The organism is Nostoc sp. CALU 1950, from assembly GCF_051172895.1.
GTDB lineage: Bacteria > Cyanobacteriota > Cyanobacteriia > Cyanobacteriales > Nostocaceae > Nostoc > Nostoc edaphicum_A.
In genome coordinates this window covers 1-22,329 of record NZ_JBDNJQ010000142.1, presented here as the reverse complement: position 1 = coordinate 22,329, position 22,329 = coordinate 1, and the positions used below count along the sequence as shown (strand labels likewise).

The following is a 22,329-nucleotide window of genomic DNA, read 5'->3' as shown; positions in this document are numbered from 1 at the left end:
ATAGTGATATTCGTAGACAGGCGGCAGAAAGCTTAGGGGAAATTGACCCTGGCAATCAAATAGCAATTGAAGGGTTGATCTTACTTATCCGTGACCCAAAGGATGATATTTTGATGCGTGGGCAGGCGGCAAGAAGCTTAGAGAAAATCGGCTTCGGCAACCAAACAGCAATTGAAGGGTTGATAGTACTTATCCGTAACTCACAGGTTGATAGTTTGATGCGTAAGGAGGCGGCAGAAAGCTTAGGGAAAATAATGGGAGAGAGGCAGATGGCGTATGTTGTTAGCATTTTGAAGAATTGCTTATCATATAATACTTACGAAAATGACTATGATTTATTCTCTAGGTGCTATCGAATTATTTGGGACTATGCAAAAAAAATGACTTATCCTCAGTTCTATGAGGCTTGGTTTAAGTCAATTAGTTAGTGATGAGAGGGTGACAACATTCCACATAAGAGCCATTACGTGTAATTGGTGGCTCTTACGTTATGAAAAACTGCGACCGCGCAACAGCGATGCCCAGCATTGGCTCTCAAAAGGCTTTGGGAGTCTGGCTTTCATGTCCAAAGTTAGTTAGGGCAACACTCGTGTTGCTTAATCAGCATGGTTTAAGTAGAACCACGGTATTAGGCAAATCCTGATACTCATGCCCTTATTCAACTAACTCCAGTCTCATTCCCTCCTGCCCTGGTACAAAGCATTCCCATATTCTTAAACTTGCTTCAATATTTTCTAGTTTGACGATCGCTTTGAGCAAGCCCTGTTCATAGACAAACCTGGTTACAATCCCCTCTAAGCCATGACGCTTGCTACCAGGGCAGTGAACCCGCACCCTTGCACCTTTGGTAATTTCTGGTGTAGTTGCATTAGTTTTGACCTCTTGAAGCTCGGTTAATACTGGGTCAACAGCTTCAACTGGCATCTGAGGAATTGAATCATCCTGCGGCGGAATTTCAGTCTTATCCATGACATTATCTTGTCCGTACTCTAAGTACAAAACGCTATTGTCAGTACTGACAGTCAGTGATTGGCAGTGGCTATCACTGACATTAAATTCCTCGTTAAAAAGAGCTTTAGAGATGTATTTTTCTTCATTGTCAGTGTTGTCAGTGGTTGAAAAGGGTTTTTCACCGGATTCAAATTTTGATGCCACAAATCTTACAGAGCGACCTTTACGTACAATTTCTCCATAACCCATTTGTTCCAGTTTGAGAAATAAATCATGAGTGTAGGCACTGGGTTCTCTGCCTGCGGCCTTGGCTCGTGACTTGATGCTATCCAGTGGTCGATAAATGTCACGGACAGAAACGCCGTCTGATGTTTGGGAAGCACGGTCATAAATTTGCAACAAAATTGAGCTAATTTCATCACTATTGCTGACTTTCTCTTGCAAAACGTGAAAAGCACTGCGATAGTATTGGGCAAGCTTGACAGCGCGTTCTAGGGTATCTTTTTGCAGCGTTGTAATATCTCGGCTATTGGGTGAGTAAAAACACTCAATCAGGTGCAGATTCAATGCAATTCTCAAAACCTGGGTTGTTAGTTTCGACATCCAATTACGGATGGCTGCGTGTGTCGTTTGTTCTATTTGGTCGCCAATTACCTCGACTAGCTTTTTGTAATATGCTTTAGCCTGGGGACTGATTTTGACGTTGAGTTCTGGTAATTGCTCCAGCCACTTGTAAAGTAGGGGCAAGCGATCGCTAAGTTGACAAAAGCCTTCTATGTATCGCTGTTTACGACGCTGGGGAACTGCAAACAACATTCTCGCTTGCAACCCGTTATTGTCGTCAGCATCCTTGAAGATTCTGCGAAATACACCGGGTTGAATACCACCCGTCACAGAAACGGCTGTACGTTCGGCAAAATAACTGTCAGTTAAAGATGTCCGATCTACACAAAGGGCGGCTGCATCCCAAAGTTTTAACAAAATCTGCAAGCTTTCATCCTCACCCTTGGAGAATTGGCCCAAGGAATTAAACAGCCCCGCTATTTCATCTCTTGCCCACAACGCCCCATTGTCGGCGTTTTCAGCAGAGCGCTTTAACACAGCTTGAATGGTTGCGACTTCAAACAGATACTTCCTTAAAGCTGGTGGCTCTGGCTCATCCCCTTCACAGCCGCCTTTCTCCCACTGTTTTAGCGCCCGTTTGTAATCATTATCGGCATCTTTGTAGCGCTGCACTGCCTCGGCTTGCATTTTTCGCAATGGCGCTACAACCAAGCTGTCTGCGCGGGTTTTTCCGCCGCCGGACTCTAAAACTGTCACAGTCCACAGTACAGAGGGGATTTTATGAGATTGCATATCCAGATTTATCGTCGTGCCGGCTAAAGAGGCGACAGCGCTGATTAAGGGCTGCCAGATTACAACTGGATCAACATTCAAAACATCCGCGTCATGGATTAAATCACGGGCTAGAGGGGCGGGTAAGATAGCATCCCAGTCAATTTTAGTATTTCGCCACTCGATGAGCGACTTGAGCCGCATTTCATCTTCTGGCAAAACCTCATCCAGTTTGACACGCTCCCTAGCAACAATGCGGTCAAAAAGCTTTTGGTTAATTCCTAATTCCGTACAGAGTAAGTCTAATTTAAAACTCTCTTCTATGTCATCTAAATTAGAGGCTAAGATGCCACTGACAACACTGACAATAGACTGAGAATCTTGTTTAGCAATTCTTTCCATTGTCAGTGGTGGCACTGACAATAAGCTATTGTCAGTACTGACAATAGACTTTTGTACGGTTAACGTTTTTTGGCTATGTGTCCCTTTTTGCTTGTTTAACCAAGCGGTGTAGCATCCTTGTAGTTTTTCGTCATCCAAAGATGGTTGCTTGGCGTGTGTGTCTGCGTTTTTCCACCAGCCCTCAGATTCACCACGAACATCGGAGCCAAGGGGTGGGGTGCAATGATAGCAGAACTGGTCATAAAGGGCGCGTGGGTCGCCGTCGTAGTCAATGCCCAATTCTTGGAGGCGACGGGCAGTAGCGATTAAATTAAGGCTGAGTTTTTGTGCTGCTGAGTTACGTCCACCGTCACCAGTGCCATGCTCTACTAAATCTCTGTCCTCACGTCCTAGAAATATCGATAAATTTGGGCGAGTGCTGACTGTAGTTTGCACTGGCTTAGTTTTGGGCTGTGGAACTTGCACGGGCTGTTGCTGATTCAGCATCAACTCAATCACCCAGTTTGGACAGTTTGCAACCTCAACATCTTGCGGCGATCGCACCCAATGATAACTACCAGTTTGGGGGTGTACTGATGGCGGTAGTACGCTTTGCAGCCCATTCCAGCGAAATTCTAGTAACTGTTCTTTACCGTCATCGTCCTTAACTCCAGTTTTAAGCTTGACAGTTTTTACTAGTTGCCAGTAATCCTGTGTTACAAAGTAAAGTAATTGTCTACGTCCAGCTTTGCCAGAGCTAAAAATTACTGTGTCGGGTAAGTCGCCATCAGAAAGCTTTTGTAGTAGTGCCTCTGCTGCGTGACCATCGGCATCAATGGCTAAAATTCCGCCTGATACAACTCCAGTGCGGATGCCGTAGCCAAAAGCTCTGTTTGATTGCAGTTCTTTAATCAGCGTTTGCCTATTTAGTGCTGTTTCTTGTTGCCAGTCTTGACGATAAGGGCGCTTATTGTCTGTAACAGGAGTTAAGGCCCAGTTACCAGGAATTTGCTGTAAGCCGGAAATTAGACGCTCTGCGGTCGTTGGATTGATTTGTGTAGTATGCACTTGTATTACCTCGAATTTTTTAAAATCCGGGTAACTCCTTATTGCAACACGACCGCAGAACTAGTTATCATAGAGCTGCGATCGCGGTTCCGAAAAAGCCTCTTAAACTTTTTGTTCGGAGTTACCCGTGATAAATCTAGAAATGATGGAACCCGCTTAACTTCCCGGTCGAGTGGGTTTCGTCATTTGTGAACCTGTTTTCCTAATGGGTGTATGGCAATTCCCATCATCAAGCTACATCCTTTACTGTGAAGCCCTTGCTACATTTTTGAATTAACAGCCAACGGTCAGAGTCCTTATCCAGTGCTGGCTTGAGACGAAAATTAAAAACATACTCCCACACCTCTACACCGTGAATAGAAGCAAAATCAATCTCAAGCTCTTTAAAATGTGGATAGTCCCGTTCGCTGATAGCTGTCAGCATGGGGAGTAATGCAGTTAGTGGTATTTGGGTTGCTGTCTCAGTCATCTGGGTAGTCCTCAAAAATACAAACAATTGGTAGAGGTTCGTCTTCTGTGTCGATGATTTCGACCAACCGCTTAAAAGTGTTCCTGGCTATTCTTTTTACAGCGTTCCTCCGATACTGCGGCTGACCATTGCCTAGTTTCTTTTAATGGGTAAAATTACCTCCTTTTTTTTTGTACGCAATCGCTTAATCCTCGCTCCATTCCAATAACTCACAGGGCTGGACTTTATAACAGTCACAGATTTTGTTAAGTGCTATTCCATTGGGTATTTGCTCAGAATTGTCGCACAGCGCGTACACTGTGGTTTTTGATAGTCCCGTCTCTTTCATAAATTGATAGCGTGTGATTTTGAGCTTTTCTTCAATAAACCTCCTCACAGTGTTACGAACTGGCATGGCAACCCGTCTGGTATTATCAGATTCCCATTTAACACTATGCCAGTTAAGCTTGCAATTGTCGGCTAGCTTTATATGGTAACTTATCTTGACATTACAAGGTAGCCTGTACTATTATCATAGTGCCTGGGTTATTGATGCGTCAATAACTCAGGCAAACACGATTATTTAGCTACGAACACAGGTTATTTGCATTGCGTCCGCTCTATATATGCGGTCGCGGTAATTGTGCGTGTCTGCACTAGGAGAGAGGATTCATGCATATTAATTTACGCAACTTAGAAGCAATCAACGAACTACCCCTTCAGAGAACAATGCTTAATCAAAATCAATTACGAAGGTTAGAAGCAATAGATCGCTGGCTCATAGAAATCCGAGATTCTGAGGAATTCAGCCAACTGGAATACTCCCCAGATGTGATGCTAGGGGATGCAATACAAGCAGTGGGCGAACTACTTGACGAACACGATCATTGTGATTCCAAGCCCTTGAATTTTACTGATCCAGAGTGGCATTCATATCTAGAACAAAAGCCAGTAATGCACATTCGCCGTGTGAAGAATTGGCGTGAAAAGATTAACTCATTCATACTTAATGGAGCGTCATCAGTAGCAATTGTGAGCTTGGTAACTACTAGTTTTATGGTAGTTGGTTCTATCTTTTGTCACGGGTTTGACCGGATTGAGGAAAGTCGAGGCGAGGAATATCAACCCACATGGATCTACAACGCCAAAATTTTTGAAGGAAGCGCCATTGCATCTATCGCGGTCTTTCTAGGTGCAAGCTTGACAGGCGCGTGTGTTGCGAGAGACAAGAATGATGATTGATAAAGAGCTTGTAGGATGCGTCACGCTATTGAGCCAGAGCAAAACTTACTGGATTAATGGAACCCTGTACAGATATTTAACCAGTAGCGACAGTATCAGATACACTCAGTACTATTTCCGTCCTTTACCGCGTCAGTCTAAGAGTGCTGACTTAAAGCTCAATCGTGACAAGGTGCTAAGGCGCTGCTACGAAGTGCCGAGCTTATATAAACAGCACACAGCAGAGATAAATCACAACTCAATACAGCTGAGTTTGTTCTAAACCTTGGTAACATCTACCACCGCGCAAAACGTTCAAAAGCAAAGTTACAAGCGCGTCAACTAGTCCAAAAGGGGCGCTTTTACGGGGGTAAAAGGAATTTTGTCAATATATCAGAAACTCTGGCAAGGCTTGTTATTGCGTGATTATAGCCGACGAAAAAACATACTTTGAAATTTTTCAGAGTTATTTTTCAGAGTTATTGATAGGTTTCAGCTAGCGGGTCGTACCAAATACCCCTTTTCAGCTAATTGCATACATCAAAAACCTTGGACGCATTCGGAATACGCATCGATTTTATACACACCTAAGTAATAGCTAGGGGGTAATGTGGCAACGAAACAGTATATCGCTAAGTATCATCAGCTAAAACAAATCTACGAGCGTGAGTTAGGAAAAGAGATTGCTGATATCACTTGGTATCGAGTGGTAGCTACTTTGAAACAGCATTTTAATTTCAACGTACTGGGTAGTGACGCTCAAAAAATAGTTGAGACATTCGCCGGATTTAAACGGCGCTACGGCAGCTTTACAGGTCGGGGTGAGGGGTTTAGTGAACGCTGGCAAGCATTCAGGCATTTCTATGAAATAGATGCTCAATATCAGGGGGGAGAGTTCTTAAAGCTTCTTGCAGAGCATCTAAAAATCAATCTTGATGACGTACCGCGTAGCACTCCTTACTACTGGTTTGAACGTGCTGGACTATCTTTCAGCGCTGAAAATACTTACCAATGCAAGGATTTAGCACTTGTTGCGTTTGTTGCTGCTAAATGGGCAATCAACAGACGACCGCAACCAATGAAATCTGCAACCACCGAAGTTTTAACACTAGCCCTCTAAGGAGCAATCATCATGTCTGACAAATTTACTAATAACGTCCGCGCTCGTTTGTACAAACAGGGTTATCAAGGATTCACTAAAGATGATTACACAACGGCTGCGCTTGCTGTCGAGTGCGATGACCTTGACAATCCCACCAAAGAGCAATTGAGCCAAGCCGTTGACTATCTCAGAGAAAAAGCAACCAACCGATTATCTGTAGTTGATGAACCCGTTGAAGAAACTTTGACAGTAGATGCAGAGCCGGAAAGAGAACCTAATAAGAGTCAGCTTACAGTTGCCGAAGCAGAGAATCAGATTGTCCTGAGTGAGCAAGAAAAGCAAGCCCTCGTTGCAGACATTGCACAAGGCGCAGGAATTGAACTAAAAGCGGCGGATGTGAAACAGATTACAGTGTCCATCGCTTCCACCTTCGCATCCAGAAAAGAGTTAAACGAGGCGATTTTTAACGCCCTCGTCCACTTTGCAAGGGAATTCAAGAATCAAGAAGTATCCAAAATCCGACGCAAAGCTGACGAAATCAGGCAGACACTGGCAGAGATGGATGATGTTGCAGGCAGTGAACTGACCCAAATCAAGCAAGCGATGGAGGCCACCGCCCTGGACTACAAAAGCCAGTTTGCAGACCTCGCGTTATCTTTCGCCGGAATCATCGACTAAGCCCGGAGGCAATCTCACTTACAAGCATTTGTTGATTGGGCTTGTGGGGATACCGTTACTAATTGCACTCGCGGCTCCCCTCTCTCAATGGTTTATGACGGAATGTTGCACATACAGGAGTCAAAAACGTGAAACATATCAAGAATCTAGTCGGCAAGCATGGTAAAAAGCTGAAGGCAAGGGCTGAGAAATTAGGCGTTGCAGACAGCTTAATCATGGGTTGCATCAATGGTGACGATGCCGCGCTGACCAAAGTAGGGGAAATGGGCAACGAGGGCGAACGCATCTTAACCATCATGCCCTACATCACAGATAACCTGTCAGCGTTCATCAAGGGTACTGAGGAGTACAACAAAGGACTTGCAGAGATTTACAAGCAAGCTGGTGCGTCTGGTATTGCCATTGATAAAGCCAATGCCGATTTAACGATCGCAAATTTAAAGTACGGTCATGAGCGCTCAGAAATCGGATTGAAGCTGGCCAGCGACCGCACACTAGAGAATCAGCGCTACAGAGAAAGCATCGACCTAGTTAAGCTCAAGGCTTACATCGACTATCACATGAGTAAGGTTGACCATTTAGCAGCTGCTAAATCGCAGTTAGCGCGACCCGTGAAGGCACAGCTAGACGCTGATAGGACTTATGAAACGGAAAAGGCAAAACATCTATTGACTTATGGCGAAGGTTCAGACCTTGATTTAGTACCTCGTAAGTCATTCACGACTAACAAATTAGTGCAAGCGTTCCGTACTGCTGTTTCTACGATTTTCGAGTAATCAGCATCTAAAAATCCCCTACTAAGTTACCGCTCAGTAGGGGAAATCAAAATTCGTCATGAGAACAATGTTAGATGAACTTGACACCGAATTGCAAGACGGGGACACCGAACAATCACGCTTCTATCAAGACTTTCCTGATACTGCATTTACCCAGGATGAACAAGAAGCTATTAAAAGATTTAAAGCCAAGGAAATTGAAAAGCTTAACCGTAGTCGCGCTGTCTTGAAAGGAATTGAATCTTGCGGCTGGGGTGTTACTTCCTATTGCTTGGCTAAGTATTTAGTAATAGCTACAGGCTCGGCGGGGCTAATGCCTGCGGTCGCTATTGTGTTGGGAATTAATCAAATAGTCAATCGTGATTTGTTGGAGTTCACCGTAAACAAGTCTCCTGAAGGATGGGTTTTTACGGACATGGACAAGGCGATAAAATTTCTCTTTCAAACAATATTCGGATGCTTCATTTTGTGGACTGCTATCGGCGATTTCTACACCACAATGCAGAACTCACACAAGACTTATGACAACATCAAAGCAACTGTAGAAGATTTTAACCGTCTGCCAGAATCAGACAAAACTATTGTGTTTGTGGTGGGTGCATTAGTGGCAGGTGGTGTTGTTTACGGCATCCACAAATCCAAGTCATGAAGGCTCAACCACTACTAAAAGTTGGTGCTGTCACAGCTTTACTTCTGGGGCTTTTCAGCGCTTATTATTACGGGCAGACACCGCACCCTTATCCGTTTACTGAAGTGCGATTTTGTCCGGCAACAGCCAATAAACGCACAATTAAGCATTATGAATTACCTGCAAAATCACAATCGGCACTTGATAATAAATATTGCCGTTTCAAGTACAGATTACTTACAGAAGTATGGAAGTCACGACAGTTTAATGATGTTGTGTCTCTCCCTGACGGTGCTTTCATTACTAACGATTTGGCTCCATCAGAGAATCCTAGTCTGTGGTTATTAGTCGCGCCTGCTTTTGTCTGGATGGGTTATTACTGCTGGGCTGCAAAAGATGAGATTGACAACGAGTCAAGTTTTCAACGTCTGGAATATTTTAAGACAGCTATTAAGCGCCAAGGTTTAATTACTAGGACTGAGCGCGATTTGCAGTCACATGAATCAACACGGATTTCAGACAAGCATAAGAAGGACATCGACAGACGCGCTGATAATCTGTTAGTCCAAGAACGCTATATCTCTCTTGAGGAATTGCAACAACAGTATCAGCGTCAGTCAGAGCTTGAAGATTTACAGTTTAGCAACACGGTTAAACAGTTCGCAGTTGCCGACTCCGTAGCTGACAAATCCATTGCTGAAAACAGAAGAGACAAGCGCAAGGCGGACGCAGAAAACATCAATCCCAGTAATGAAAAAGTTAAGGCTCCACAAGGCACGAGCGCCCAAGAATTAGTTCAACTTTTGAAAAATCATGAGGGTGGCTGGCTATGGGATGTCATTGAATCAACAAAACCAGTTTGGGTGTTAGGAGGTCAAGGCAGTGGTAAAAGTAGTTTTGCTGCATCAATTGTTATGTGTAGGAAGGCGATTTTTGATTGGAACATTACATCAATCGTTGATGCTCATGGACATAAGAACAGAGCTAAAGCTTGGAAGTTGTTGATACCTTTGGAGCCAGAATTAATCGGCGAACGCAACGATTATTTAGCAATTGGTGAGGCAATGGATGAAGCTGTTCAACGTTGGAGCGACCGTACAGAAAACGACACCCCTATTCAAACACTTTGGGATGAATTGACACAGCTTTCTATGCAAGATGATTGTAAAGAATCAGTCAAAAGATTTGTGAGACATTCTCTTACTGATGTTCGCAAAGCAGCCGAATATCTAGTTTGCATTGCTCATGCTTTTACTAATGCTGCTTCTGGCAATGCTGAGGGTTTTAATGACTTAAGGCAAACCGAAACTATCCAAATCAAGCGCAAGTCAAAGAACGGTCGCGCACCTCTAAATCATGCTGAAATCAGTGGTCTTTATGATGATGACGGAAATCTAATTGAATCGGAGCGCGTCACAGTTCCTGACTGGTTTTATCCTGATAGCTTGCTCAGATTTCTTAGCGCTCGTTAAAGAAATATTTCTCGTGAGTCACAAAACCGGAAAACTTTGTCGATTAAAAATAGTGAGGTATTTACATTTATGCACCCAATAGAATTTAAGAAAAAATGGCAGTTAACTTACGACGAGCTAGCACTTGTTTTAGGTTATCAAGGTGATTATACTGTTCGTTCCTGGAATATGATTGGAAGACATAAGCGCAACCCTCAAAAAGTTGTCTATGTCGCCTGTCGGCTTCTAGATGAGAAGTGGTCAACTCAGGGGAAACAAGTAAATTCTTACCTTTGACTCGCACCCGAATCTCTCATGTCTACAGATGTAGACGCTTTCTAGTTAAGAGTGCTTGTTTACAAGCGTTTTAGGCGCTGATGTTGCACACTCAATACTGCTCGGTCGGAGCTAGTCCTAATGAAAGAGGGGGTTTTGGAGTGTATGCCGGGCGATGATCCTGTCTTTTTATGAGTGGCTTTGTTCCGGCATAGCTCCAAAACCACCAATGTATTTTTTGATTGATAAAAAGTAGTTTTGGGTGCTTATGTCGGGGGCACTCCCACGAGTAAATTATTGCCCGTCCCCCACAGCAACGGCTCTAAACGAAGTGTCCACAGTTCGGTGGGGCATCACGAGATGATGAGGTTGAAGCAATTTTGATATGGCAGTTGATATCAAATATAACAATTGGATAAAAAGTAACAAACGCTTGTGCTGTAAAAGCTCAAACTGCCTTACCATAAGCGTTTTGACTGCCAGTACTGTTCACTCCTGTTGCTTAACATTGGCTCTGGGCACAAGAGGCTTTACAACAAACGAATTAAGAAGGAAGGTTTTTGCACATAAATCTACCTACTGCCCTAATCAGTGATAAATCTAATGTACAAGGCAGCTAGTTTTGATATTCATTTGGGCATCATAAGGTTGCGGTAGGTAGTACCTACTGTACTTAAATGATGGTTTATTAGGAGATAAGAATGTCGATTAAAACTAGAAATGTAATGTACAAGGAGTATGTAAAAATATTAGAACTCCAAGAGAGCCATTTTTTAGATTTAAAAGCAATTGAAATTAAACCAGCCAAACTCACACAGACAATATCAGCATTTGCTAATGCTGATGGCGGGGAGGTATATCTTGGAATTGCAGAAAAGACTATTTCAGAAAATGGAAAACAAGGTAAGCAGAGATTTTGGGAAGGATTTAAAAATCAAGAAAATGCAAATGAGTTTATTACAACTATTGATAATTTGTTTCGGACAGAGCAAGGATGTTTATATGAGTTTTTACTATTTTCTAATAAAAATTTGATATTGCATATTGAGATCCCTAAAAGTAATACCTTAATTCGGACTTCAGTTCAAGATGTTTATCTTAGAAGGAACGCAGAAAATAAACGCCAGGATGAAGAAGGTATCAGAAGAATATTATATGATAAAGGAATAGAACCTTTTGAAAATCAAACAATTTCTAATATTGAGATTGAAGAAATTTCTAGCTCAAATGTTCTTTTATATTTCTTAAGAGAAAAAAATATTGAATCAGAACCTTTAGTATGGTTAAACAAAGAAAAATTAATCCGTAAAAACTTACCAACTGTATGTGGTATCTTATTATTTTCAGATTTACCACAAGCAGTTATACCAAAAAATTGTGGTATTAAAATATATAGATACAGAACGGCAAACAGTGAAGGTGTTAGAGAGAGTTTAGCTTTTGATCCAATAACTATTGAAGGTGATATTTATGGCCAAATAAAAACTGCTGTTATAAAAACAAGAGAGATAGTATAATCAATACCTAGATTAGGTAATTGTGGGTTAGAAAAAATTAATTATCCAACTGAAACACTTCATGAAATAATTACTAATGCAGTTTTACATAGAGACTATAGTATTGCAGATGATATTCATATTAGAATATTTGATAATCGCATTGAAGTGGAAAGCCCAGGCAGATTACCTGGGCATATTACTATTAAAAATATTCTCGAAGAAAGATGTTCTAGAAATGGCAGGTTAGGGAGACTTATTAATAAGTTTCCAGATCCACCTAATAAAGATATTGGTGAAGGACTTAATACAGCATTTAGAGCTATGAATATGTTAGGTTTTAAGCATCCAAAAATTGAGCAAAAATCTAACAGTTTGATAGTATATATACTTCATGAACGTCTAGCTTCATCAGAAGAGATTATATTAGAATATCTAAAAAATAACGAAGAAATAAATGTTTTTTTTATAAAGAGGCTATGTCATTTTAAATCTAATTATGACTATCAAAAAACAGTTAAAGGACTGATAAAAAGAGGTTTAATATCACCTGTACCCAATGCAAAAGGTAAAAAATCTGCTTATTGTAAAGTTAAAACATAGTAAGCTATTATAAATAGTTTACCTCAGAATAAAATATTTTGGTTTCTCCGCTAATGAAGTTCAAAATATAATAAGTTATGATTATGAATGATGAAAAAGTAAGACTATTAATAGGTCAACCAGAAGGACAAAACCTTGAATATAAGCTTGCAGTACCGCCTTCCACTGTAATTGCTAAGACAATCGCAGCATTTGCTAATGCAGAGGGAGGAGTATTAATTTTAGGAGTTGATGACAATACAAGTATAATAGGTTTAGCTGATAACGTACCTTCTGCTGCAATGGTAGAAGCTTCTATTGCTCGACTTCATCCTCGTCCAGAAGTTAAGCATTATCCACTAGAAGTTGAATTAGATTTCAATATTAAAAAGTTATATGTTGTAGAAATTGCAAAGTCTTCAAACAAAATCTTTACAGAAAATAAACTTTTTATCCGTAATAAGAACATTATATTTTTAGAGAAACCATCAGCACCAAATCTCGATTTAGGAGAGTATCAACAACCTGATTGTGTATTGAAAGTTTTTGAGCGGCTATTAAAAGTAAGTAAAAATGCGACAGCATCTAAAATAAAACTTTTATCACATTATAGGAATTTGCTTACTATAGTTAAGCAAACTTCCAGTTTATCAATCAATATATTATTCTCTACTCAAACTGAAGTACCGAGTGATTTTGAGCATGGTAGAATGCTGATACGTCTATTCTTTTCTTCATTAATTGATACATTTGAAACTTATTTAGTTAACTTACTTATAGAAATACATCTTGCTAAACCAGAAACGTTACGTTCATCATATAAAGTTTCAGTAGAAGATGTACTTAACTGTCAAAACATGGAAGAGTTTATTAACTTTGCAGCTAATGAACAAGTGAAAAATCTTACCAGAGGTAACGAAAAAAGCTTTATGGAAGCTTTGAAATTTACTAATTTAGATTTATTTATTGAGAGTGAAATCGAACAAGCAAAAAACTATTTTCAGATTCGACATCTCTATACTCACAAGAATGGTATTATAGACACACAATTTTTATCTAAAATTAAGTTGAGTAGCGTAAATTTAGGTGATGAGCATAAAATTAGCCTTAATGATTTTTGCGAAGCCACAAAGTTTTTTATTGACATAATAGACCGTCTTGACTCAAGTGTTGTTGCAAAATATAGTTTAGAAACTTATAATTTGGAAGACTAGGGTTGCTGAGAATTTTGCAACAAGCTTTCTATGCCTCGAAAATCTGAGCGTTGAAACAGCCAATTCCAAATCCTCATCCAGCACCTCTAAATATTTTTGCAGCGCCGACAAGGTTCTGTAACCAGAAATTTTCTCTTCTCACCTTCAGCGGAGTGTCGGGGACAGGCTGCCAAGGTGTTGACATCTCCGCAAGTTAATCTGTTGTCCGTCCCCGATACCGCCTACAGAAAGCGCAGCGTCTCCCAGTTCGTCGGGATCTCAAAGACATTTTCAAAATATTCTCTTCAACCTCTTACTCCAAAGAGCCTGATGGGGGGGGAACTCTGAGCCAAGGAAGTAACATGATTAAAGATGAGAAATTATGGAAGCGAACAGGCCATGATTACTAAAGAAGAAATTACCATCAAAGTTCCCTCCTTGGTAGCAGAGGCATACCGCAATGCCACTGAAGAAGAACGGGAACAATTGCAACTTAAGATTGCGGCAATTATGCAGTCTCAATTTACAACTCCGAGACTTGAGTCCATTGCACGTTTAAGAAATACGATGGATAAAGCTAGCCTTGAAGCACAAGAGCGAGGATTAACGCCTGAAATCTTAGAATCGATTTTGAATGATGACGAATAATCGACGGTTCGTATTTGATACTAATGTGCTGATTAGTGCATTTTTGTTTAGTCAAAGCAAGCCACGTCAGGCATTAGATCAAGCTACTGTTATTGGCGTTATCGTATTATCAAGTTCTGTGTTATCGGAATTAGAAGAGGTTTTATATCGTCCCAAATTTGATAGGTATCTCACCAAAGAAAGGCGGCAAGAATTTCTAGAAAATTTAACAGAAAACGCTCAGTTTATTGACGTGACTGAGCAGATTAATGAATGCCGAGATCCCAAAGATAACAAATATCTGGAATTAGCACTCAGTGGTCAAGCAGAGTGTATTGTTACCGGAGATGATGATTTGCTGGTGCTAAACCCCTGGAGGGGCATTGAGATTCTGACTGTTCAAGAATTTTTGGCAAAGAACTAGGATGAATTACCCTACACCCGACAACCCAATTCTGTTAAGGAAAGTTATTTATGGTTTCTCATTCCAACTTCTACGGAACCAAGCTTTCACCCCAGGACGCAACTGATATCAGTATTGATATCGCCGGGTGTCTGACCAGTATGTATAAGCCAGCTTTATCAATCGCTCTCTGTAGAGAGTTTTTTGGCAGATGAAAGATAAGCCCTACTTAATTGAGGTGAGTGGTTCACGAAGTAGCAGGTGTTTGGGACAATAAAAGCTGTCGGATTTCCAGTCTATTTATCGGACAGTAAGAGAATGAGTACGACGTTTCGGCGGTTGAATAATGATGAATATCGGAGCCGGGAGTATTTGACTTGGGAGGAAATGAAAATTCTGATTAAGGCGGCGGGGGAGCGGGGTCGGCATAGAGTTAGAGATCCGGCGTTGCTACTGCTGTCATTTCGGCATGGGCTGCGACCGGGGGAGGCAGCGACGATGAAATGGGATGCAGTCATGTTAGAGCGAAAGGTGATCTATATCAAGCGGCTCAAGGGGAGTCAAAGTGGGAATCACCCGATGCAACAGGATGAAGTGGATTTGTTGGGGCAGCTAAAGCAGATTTCTGCCAATAGTTATTTTGTTTTTCCAAATGAGAGAGGTAAGTCACTGTCGGTGGATGGGATTGAGAAAATTGTGAAACGTGCGGCCGAAAAAGCCGGATTGCAGATTAAGGTGCATCCGCACATGTTCCGGCATAGTTGCGGTTATTTTTTGGCAGAACAGAATCGCTCAACTAGGGATATTCAAAGCTATTTGGGGCATAAGCAGATTCAAAATACCGTTCGCTACACGGCGGAGAATCCCAGGCGATTTGAACATTTTGATTGGCAGTGGGAACAGCCTTTTTGAGTAGATTTTAATTCACTAATATCATTGGCAGGCAGGATATTAGCCTTGATGCCAAATTGTTCAATTACTCGGAACCAAAAACATCCGGGTTTCAATCCCTTCCCAGGTTGTGGGCGACACCCGTACAGATACTAGTTTGCACTCGATGATCAGGTAATTAGCGTAGAGATAATTTTCCAGTGCTTTCGCTTCTTCCTTAGACAAATTGATTATGTCTGGGCTGAGGTTGAAAGCATTGAGTAAGGTTTGTGAGAGGCACTTAATAAATGTCCGATGCACTTCCGTTGGCTGTTTATCATCAGGAATTTTAGTTTCCTGTTCTTTCAGTTGGTCAATCAGCATAGTAAAGTTAACGTTATTGAAGATTTTTAATTCTTCAAGTTTACGAATGTATTCGATAGCTTTGGCGTAGGCGTTGGCTTCGACGATGGTGTAGGAGTAAGCGTTGGCTTCTGCGATGGCGATGGTGTAGGCGTAGGCGATGGTGATGGCGTAGACGTAGGCGTTGGCGATGGCTTTGACGTTGGCGATGGCTTTGGCTTCTGCGATGGCTTTGACTTTGGCTTCTGCGATGGCTTCTGCGATGGCTTCTGCGATGGCTTCTGCGTAGGCGTAGGCGATGGCGATGGCGTTGGCATTGGTGATCGCAACTGCTCGTTTACCAACAGGTTTTAAATCCCCAGCAGATCCAGTTGTTATCTGTTCTACCCAGTTGAATAAAGCTTGCAACTTCGGTATGTTAACGTACTTTTGTGCTTCCTTTTCCATCAACAACAGCAAATCATCTGCACCACCCCGCATTAAACCAGCTACTAATAAAAACACTTCTTCCCAACGTCTATTTGTCAGGTGTTCAGTAACTAATTTTTCGACTAGGCGATGATCATCAATGTATTGCGCTGTTAAATATTCTTGTAATGTTAGATGAGAAAAAGAAAATACATCCTCTGCTCGTTCTACCAAAATCCCTTGTTGAATAGCGATGGCATTCAAAACTGCTTCACCATCTAAATGCTGAGGTGCATTCAAATTACTTGCCAAAAATGTTTTGATTTGCCCAACAATATCACGCCCAGAAAAAAACAGCCTGTCTGACTCAAAACCTATATAGGCAATCTCCGATAGTAATATTTCTTCTAGTTCTGTGTGCAGACCTTGATAAATTTCATCTTGGAGAATTCGCTTTTCTGATGCCCATTCTTCTAGCAATATCCGCAGTGCCTTGCGGTAAAGAACACTACGATTATCTGGAAAGTTCTGGGAATGGTCATATACTAAACACAAGAATGTCAGCAATAAAGGCGTGTGGGCTAACTCTTTAGCCGCTTTATTTTCTGGTTTTTGCAATAACTCCCAACATTTATCGCCTGTCTGAGCTTGTTTATCTGCTTCTGAATAAAACCAATTATAAATAAATTGCTGAATTTGGGCATCATCAAAATCTGCTATTGCCACATCGCTAAAACGGCGAAAAATACTGCGGTAAGCAGGCTTGCGGCAGGAGGCAATAAAGCGATTTTTATCGTATTTATCAACAAAGTTTTGAATTTGACTAATCGCCTCATTCAAGTTTTGTGTCGGTACTTCATCCAACCCATCTAGCAGAATAAGTAATTTCCCTTCTTCTAAGGCTTTGGCTGTAAATTTATCAGATGATGGAAAGCCACAAGTATGAAACTCTTTCGCAATAATTTTTTCAATATCAATATCACTAGATGTAAACCTTTTTAATTCAATAAAAACTGGTATACAGGTGTGTTTAAATCCTCCTCTTTTACCTTTTAGTGTTTCTAGTCCCATCTTTCGCAGAAATGTAGACTTGCCACCCCCAGGGCCACCAAGCACCATCAGATATTGTTTATCATTAGCAACTTTAATTCCTTCTTGTTTACTTGCCTCCTGAGATTGAAACGTGCGGCTTTTAGCTTCACGATAGAATTTTTCTAAATTCTCAATAGATTCAAAACTACGGATGGCATCATTATCTAAAAATTGAACTGCTGTATAGACCGATTCCAATTTTACAGGTTCACGCATTCCTAACACTTTGAGAATACCGTGTCGTTCTTCGTAGTTTTGAACATACTGTTTTGATGCAGTAAAAATTAACTCCCTAGTTTTTTCATCTAGAGTTTTGCCAAACAGTCCTAAAAGCTTACCTCCGCCTCCCCAAAGTGACTGAAAAATAGGAACTGCTACGCCACTAACAGCTGATGCCGCCGCTGCTGCTATTAAAGGTTCCATTCCTGTCATAGGATTACCAGTGAATATATTTAAAATTTAAAGCATTATTGTGTTATTTGGCTCAAAGTTCCGTTATGACAATTACAGGCAATGGTTTTTTCCCATTGGTGAATTGATACATCATGAACGCCGCAAGACTGCCAATGCCGGGAGCAACCTCCTCCCCTTTCTGCTCAATAAAGTCCAACAGTTCTTCTGGAGTCCAGGCATCTTCTTCAACTTTGGCGTTGGGATTTACAGCTTTCAAGGGCTTTGTTCTTCGCTTCAATTTCTGCACGGCTAACAGTCCAACTGCGATCGCCTGTTAGGCGGAAGCGGCTAGGCATTGGGAATTACCGATCCTGAAAACGGTAAATAGTAGAATTACCAGGAAAACCTTTTATCTGTTTTTTGTTACTTTTCTTCTTTATTTTCTGTGCTAGATGATATTACAGGCGTAATACGAAACTCAATTAGCCATTTTAGTTTTGAATCGTCACCTTCTAAATATGCTTTTAAAGTTTCAGCGAGATATGGTACGCGTCCTATTGGCACAACATAATCGAACACATTAGCCATAACACGCAAAGTTTCCTTAGTCCATTCTCCATCTACTACTAACACGGCTAGGAGCTTTGCATTTTTACCTTTCCAATTAATTGCAGAAAACATTTTGTCTTTTGCATATAAGGAGGCGTGCCGCGATGAAGATTTACGAACCTCAATAAAGGCTAGAGGCTCCTTTGAATTAGGTAATACGAAATCAGCCCGAAAATCATAAATTACTCCAGCAAGAGATGTATATTCTCCCTCCCGCTGGAATGAGAGACCAAGATTACGTAATGCGCTATCAACTATAGATTCAAGAAGAACACGACCTACTAAATCACGAACAATGCCTTCTAAAGTTGATTCTAGACGCTTAAGAATTTCACCTTTGTTAACAGAATCTGGGATAACTCTTTCTTGAAGTAGTTTTGAAAGACGTTGAGCCGCAGGTTTTGATATTAACGTATCAGAAACGGAGCCAATTTGCTTCTTAAGACTTGATTTACTAAAAATACCACTAATATGCTGTAGAATCGGCAGTAAATATGGATTTTTCTGAATAAATTCCGGGTTAAAATCAGTAAAACCCTTCGTTTGCTGATCAACGTAATCAAGAAAATCAATGCCACTTTGACGAATATTACGATATACACCAAATGTAATAGCAGCTTCTAAATCAAATGGTATTGCTTGGCGTCTTTTCCATTCTTCGTATGCCTCATTTGCACTCAAAGTTTTACCATACACCCCTAAGCCTGCAAGCAGTATAGTTCGTTTTCGTTCATCTTCAAGAATTTCTGAATTTATATCGGCAAGATTTATTGTCAATTTTGTTAAATCTAAATAATCTTCAATACATCGTCTAATCTCTGCATCTGCAATTTGATAAAGGGTAACAGGGACTTTTGACATTAATAATACTCCCTAATAATTACTTCATTGCTGTTATATGATACTCACCGAGTCCCGTTTCCGAACCGTCCCGTTTCGCAAGAATCCATCGATGTCCACGTTGTCTGACTAAAGAGCATTTAATGTTTCTAAAACTAAGACTATCTAAAATTTTTTCTAGTATCTGAGGTGTACTAATATGAACGCCGTAAAGCGCGGAATCAGCAATCATTATATGAATAGGAGCATTTTGTTTCATGCTACGATAGCACTCGCCTAAAACCCTTGTCATCTGAGAAAAATACGGATAAATGAGAAAGTCATACTCCTTTTTACCTGTCTTTATCTTTCTTTGTTCACGTAACTGTTCTACAATGACATCTAAGTGGGTATGAATTTGATTAGGAATATTGCTTCGATACATATCCTGCTTGGCTTTGTGTCCTCTAAGGGCTGTTGTAGTATTAACAATAAGTTTAGAGCGAACCTTATCAGTTATATCAGCCCAAGATGTGGCAATTTCCCAAAAATACAGAAGCATACGTGTCATTTCTGCATAGTCAAAATTGTTAAGATATGGGGGAGATGTAACAACGATTGAAATAGATTCATCTTCAACTTCACTCATAGCTTCAGATGAATTAAAAATAATAGAAGCCTGCTGATGATAGTTGAAGACGCTATGCGAATTAAGATCGGTGCGAATCATCTCGGTAACTTTGTTGCAAGCTTCAAATGGAGAGAGCGCTTTTTTTCGTGATGTAGGGGCTTTGTAAATTCCATCTGTTTGAGAATGAGAGCAAAGTTCAACAATTTTTGACAAAACAAGAAAAGCTAAATCACTCTCAAATAAATTATTTTTTTTAAGAGATTCTCGCGCTCCAATTAACATTTTAAGACTGTCTTCTGGTAAAAGCTTTGAAAGGAAAATTAAGGGTGCAGAAGCTAATAAAGATAAAGGTTTTGGGTTCTCTAAGCCTTCTTTAATTGCTTTCTCAATCCAGTCAAGTTCCTGTAAAAAAAGGTGAGATGCTAATTTAGCTCTGCCAATCCGAGCAAAAACAGGATGAGCATCAAATCCAATTGCTCGCAAGCCTCTCTGAGATGCTACTAATGGTGCAGTGGCACAGCCAGCGAAAGGATCTAATAAAATTGCATCTACTTCCCCATCAATTTCAGCACAACATGCATGAACGAATTCAGGAGAAAAACCTGCTATAAAATTGAACCACCTATGAAAAGGATGCTGAGAAGTAGTTATGTTAGTTGGTAAGTTTTCTTTTTTTATTTGCTTTGTATATTGACTAGTGTCAAAAATTTCTGCTGTGTAAGAATGATTAACTTTTTTCATCTAATGAATATCTCCCTAATGCTTTGTTAGTATATCTTGTGTTGAAAACCACGAAATCATAAATCGCTAAAAGAAGAAATAAAGAAATCGTCTTTTCGTCATTTAGCGAAACAACGAAAGATCAGCCATGATTATCTGTCCAGTATTTGAAAACTCGCTGTAATAGTTCAACCTGGGTACACCCATAAGTAGCAGCCGCAATTTTAAAATCCCTCTTGAACTCGGCAGGCACTTTAAAATTCAGGTTGGCTGTTTCCCCTGGTTCAGGCTTCTCCAAGTTATCTTTTATTTCCTTATTGCTAGGGGGTTCACCTTTACTTGGTTTGCGTGGTGGTGGTGGTGGTTTGGTTGCCATATCATCCCTCTTGCTTGCTCAACAAATCAATAATTCCTTGGGCTACTTGTTCTGCCCGTTGCTTTAAGGTAGGAAACGTGACCTCAGAAACAGCACGACCGTTATCACTTGCCTGACGATAAGCTGTCTTTTCGGGGATTGAGCCAGCCACTGTGACATATCCAGCTTTATGAATATATGATCTGCCCTCCTCAATTTCATTCTCCCGATCGCCGACTCGACATAAAACAAAAATAATTTTCTCCGTAGGAATTTTGGCATTTACCAATTCATGCGCCAACAGTACAGACGGTTTGAGATCATCCAGTGATAAACCAGTGGGTAAGACAAGTAAATCACTTGCACGGGCAATTTCCAATGTCCCTTGCATAGAATGCGGTGGCCCGTCCATAACCATGAGGTCATAAACATCGGCGTGTTTAAGCGCTTGTGCTACAGTGCGGAATGGTTCAACAGCAATCTCCGGCTGGATACCATTTACTTCGCGGCGTTGTTTCCAATCCGTACTCGTACCTTGAGAAATATCTAGGTCGGCAATTTTTACATCCCAGCCAGCAGCAGCATATTCACGAGCAATGAGCCGAGCAAGGGTGCTTTTACCTACCCCTCCTTTTTGAGAAATGACACCCACCAATACGGTCATCAAATTTCGTCCTTTCGCCCTATAGCGAATTAGTTATATCGTGTTTTCGCTTAATCGTACAGAGAGATTTCGTTTAAGCAAGAATTAGCGATTTAACGAAATAACGATTTCGTCCTTCAATCAAGGCGATCGCGGTCGTGACTATCCCAGATTCTCATCACCAAAATCTGACAAGAACCCATATTTACTTACAAAGTGTTCAGGACAAACGGCAAGCTTTTACGTAGGTTTTGAACTTGGCATCACCGTGCCAACTTCTGGCAACATTTTAGTTAAAACTGAACTATTTCGGTTGCGATCGCTAAACGTGGCGATCACGCAAAGATTTGAGATTTTCACGGACAGTGATTGTATTGGGATGATTGACCCCTAAGCCTCGTTCAGCAATTTCCAAAGCTTTTATGTAAAGCGGTTCAGCTTCCGTGTACCGTCCTTGAGAATTGTAGAGTTCAGCCAAGTTTTTGAAATTGGTAGCGACATCGGGATGCTGTTCTCCCAGCAGGCGTTGCCTTAGTTGCAAAGCTTGCAGCAACAGCGGTTCGGCTTCTGCGTACCGCCCTTGGGGAATGTATACAATTGCCAGGTCGTTGAGGTTTTGTGCCACGTCCGGGTGTTCATCTCCTAACAAGTGTCTTCTTAGTTGCAAGGCTTGCAACAAAAGCGGTTCGGCTTCGCTGTATCTGCCTTGAGAGGCGTAGAGATTTGCTAGGTCGTTGAGGTTTTGTGCCACGTCCGGGTGTTCATCTCCTAACAAGCGTCTTCTTAGTTGCAAGGCTTGCAACAAAAGCG

At 41.0% G+C, this 22,329-nt stretch carries 24 protein-coding genes; 14 read left to right on the top strand and 10 right to left on the bottom strand.

The features are described 5' to 3' along the window. Window positions 1-428, top strand: a 428-nt coding sequence (locus ABF638_RS28760; protein WP_435026298.1) for a HEAT repeat domain-containing protein, incomplete at its 5' end; no start/stop codon positions are given. A gap of 226 nt (window positions 429-654) precedes the next feature. Here the strand turns inward: ABF638_RS28760 and ABF638_RS28755 are convergent. The 3 genes from ABF638_RS28755 to ABF638_RS28745 form a co-directional block, all read right to left on the bottom strand. Then, window positions 655-3,735 (bottom strand): DUF3987 domain-containing protein, encoded by a 3,081-nt coding sequence (locus ABF638_RS28755; protein WP_435026297.1) that lies wholly within the window; start codon window positions 3,733-3,735, stop codon window positions 655-657. 229 nt (window positions 3,736-3,964) lie between these two features. Next, on the bottom strand, window positions 3,965-4,204 hold the full coding sequence (locus tag ABF638_RS28750) for a hypothetical protein (RefSeq protein WP_435026296.1): 240 nt from the start codon (window positions 4,202-4,204) through the stop codon (window positions 3,965-3,967). Window positions 4,205-4,388: 184 nt separating this feature from the next. Next, complete coding sequence (locus ABF638_RS28745) at window positions 4,389-4,598, bottom strand: helix-turn-helix domain-containing protein (protein ID WP_322697192.1); 210 nt, start codon at window positions 4,596-4,598, stop codon at window positions 4,389-4,391. A 257-nt stretch (window positions 4,599-4,855) separates the two neighbouring features. On the opposite strand from ABF638_RS28745, the gene ABF638_RS28740 reads away from it, so the two are divergent. From ABF638_RS28740 to ABF638_RS28680, 13 genes are all read left to right on the top strand, one after another. After that, window positions 4,856-5,425, top strand: a complete 570-nt coding sequence (locus ABF638_RS28740) for a hypothetical protein (RefSeq protein ID WP_435026295.1) — start codon at window positions 4,856-4,858, stop codon at window positions 5,423-5,425. 589 nt (window positions 5,426-6,014) lie between these two features. Then, window positions 6,015-6,524: a hypothetical protein gene (locus tag ABF638_RS28735; protein ID WP_435026294.1), complete on the top strand. Its 510-nt coding sequence runs from the start codon at window positions 6,015-6,017 to the stop codon at window positions 6,522-6,524. A 12-nt stretch (window positions 6,525-6,536) separates the two neighbouring features. Continuing rightward, window positions 6,537-7,184 carry a hypothetical protein gene (locus ABF638_RS28730; RefSeq protein ID WP_435026293.1) on the top strand — a complete coding sequence of 216 codons (648 nt, stop codon included), beginning with the start codon at window positions 6,537-6,539 and terminating at the stop codon, window positions 7,182-7,184. Between the two features lie 128 nt (window positions 7,185-7,312). Next, on the top strand, window positions 7,313-7,960 hold the full coding sequence (locus ABF638_RS28725; RefSeq protein ID WP_435026292.1) for a hypothetical protein: 648 nt from the start codon (window positions 7,313-7,315) through the stop codon (window positions 7,958-7,960). 58 nt (window positions 7,961-8,018) lie between these two features. After that, window positions 8,019-8,609, top strand: coding sequence for a hypothetical protein (locus ABF638_RS28720; protein WP_435026290.1), 591 nt, complete (start codon window positions 8,019-8,021; stop codon window positions 8,607-8,609). Then, window positions 8,606-10,060, top strand: a complete 1,455-nt coding sequence (locus tag ABF638_RS28715) for a hypothetical protein (protein WP_435026289.1) — start codon at window positions 8,606-8,608, stop codon at window positions 10,058-10,060. The genes ABF638_RS28720 and ABF638_RS28715 overlap by 4 nt, the downstream gene beginning before the upstream one ends. A 69-nt stretch (window positions 10,061-10,129) precedes the next feature. After that, window positions 10,130-10,336 carry a hypothetical protein gene (locus ABF638_RS28710; RefSeq protein ID WP_340095436.1) on the top strand — a complete coding sequence of 69 codons (207 nt, stop codon included), beginning with the start codon at window positions 10,130-10,132 and terminating at the stop codon, window positions 10,334-10,336. 680 nt (window positions 10,337-11,016) lie between these two features. Beyond that, on the top strand, window positions 11,017-11,832 hold the full coding sequence (locus ABF638_RS28705) for an AlbA family DNA-binding domain-containing protein (protein ID WP_435026288.1): 816 nt from the start codon (window positions 11,017-11,019) through the stop codon (window positions 11,830-11,832). A gap of 3 nt (window positions 11,833-11,835) precedes the next feature. Then, on the top strand, window positions 11,836-12,414 hold the full coding sequence (locus tag ABF638_RS28700; protein ID WP_435026300.1) for an ATP-binding protein: 579 nt from the start codon (window positions 11,836-11,838) through the stop codon (window positions 12,412-12,414). A gap of 83 nt (window positions 12,415-12,497) precedes the next feature. Beyond that, window positions 12,498-13,607, top strand: coding sequence for an AlbA family DNA-binding domain-containing protein (locus ABF638_RS28695; RefSeq protein ID WP_435026287.1), 1,110 nt, complete (start codon window positions 12,498-12,500; stop codon window positions 13,605-13,607). Between the two features lie 351 nt (window positions 13,608-13,958). Next, window positions 13,959-14,234 (top strand): hypothetical protein, encoded by a 276-nt coding sequence (locus tag ABF638_RS28690; RefSeq protein WP_340097124.1) that lies wholly within the window; start codon window positions 13,959-13,961, stop codon window positions 14,232-14,234. After that, window positions 14,224-14,637: a putative toxin-antitoxin system toxin component, PIN family gene (locus tag ABF638_RS28685; protein ID WP_435026299.1), complete on the top strand. Its 414-nt coding sequence runs from the start codon at window positions 14,224-14,226 to the stop codon at window positions 14,635-14,637. The genes ABF638_RS28690 and ABF638_RS28685 overlap by 11 nt, the downstream gene beginning before the upstream one ends. Before the next feature lie 297 nt (window positions 14,638-14,934). Continuing rightward, a complete protein-coding gene (locus tag ABF638_RS28680) occupies window positions 14,935-15,528 on the top strand; it encodes a tyrosine-type recombinase/integrase (RefSeq protein WP_435026286.1) in 594 nt (197 codons plus the stop codon). A gap of 60 nt (window positions 15,529-15,588) precedes the next feature. Here ABF638_RS28680 and ABF638_RS28675 read toward each other — a convergent pair whose 3' ends face one another. From ABF638_RS28675 to ABF638_RS28645, 7 genes are all read right to left on the bottom strand, one after another. After that, window positions 15,589-17,772 (bottom strand): NACHT domain-containing protein, encoded by a 2,184-nt coding sequence (locus ABF638_RS28675; RefSeq protein ID WP_435026285.1) that lies wholly within the window; start codon window positions 17,770-17,772, stop codon window positions 15,589-15,591. Between the two features lie 61 nt (window positions 17,773-17,833). Next, window positions 17,834-18,019, bottom strand: a complete 186-nt coding sequence (locus ABF638_RS28670) for a hypothetical protein (RefSeq protein ID WP_435026284.1) — start codon at window positions 18,017-18,019, stop codon at window positions 17,834-17,836. Between the two features lie 146 nt (window positions 18,020-18,165). After that, window positions 18,166-19,212 carry a hypothetical protein gene (locus ABF638_RS28665; RefSeq protein WP_435026283.1) on the bottom strand — a complete coding sequence of 349 codons (1,047 nt, stop codon included), beginning with the start codon at window positions 19,210-19,212 and terminating at the stop codon, window positions 18,166-18,168. 19 nt (window positions 19,213-19,231) lie between these two features. Continuing rightward, window positions 19,232-20,542 (bottom strand): hypothetical protein, encoded by a 1,311-nt coding sequence (locus tag ABF638_RS28660; RefSeq protein ID WP_435026282.1) that lies wholly within the window; start codon window positions 20,540-20,542, stop codon window positions 19,232-19,234. A 121-nt stretch (window positions 20,543-20,663) separates the two neighbouring features. Next, complete coding sequence (locus ABF638_RS28655; RefSeq protein ID WP_435026281.1) at window positions 20,664-20,897, bottom strand: hypothetical protein; 234 nt, start codon at window positions 20,895-20,897, stop codon at window positions 20,664-20,666. 1 nt (window position 20,898) lies between these two features. Next, window positions 20,899-21,540, bottom strand: coding sequence for a ParA family protein (locus ABF638_RS28650; RefSeq protein ID WP_435026280.1), 642 nt, complete (start codon window positions 21,538-21,540; stop codon window positions 20,899-20,901). 301 nt (window positions 21,541-21,841) lie between these two features. Continuing rightward, on the bottom strand, window positions 21,842-22,329 hold a 488-nt coding region (locus ABF638_RS28645; protein WP_435026279.1), incomplete at its 5' end, for a tetratricopeptide repeat protein.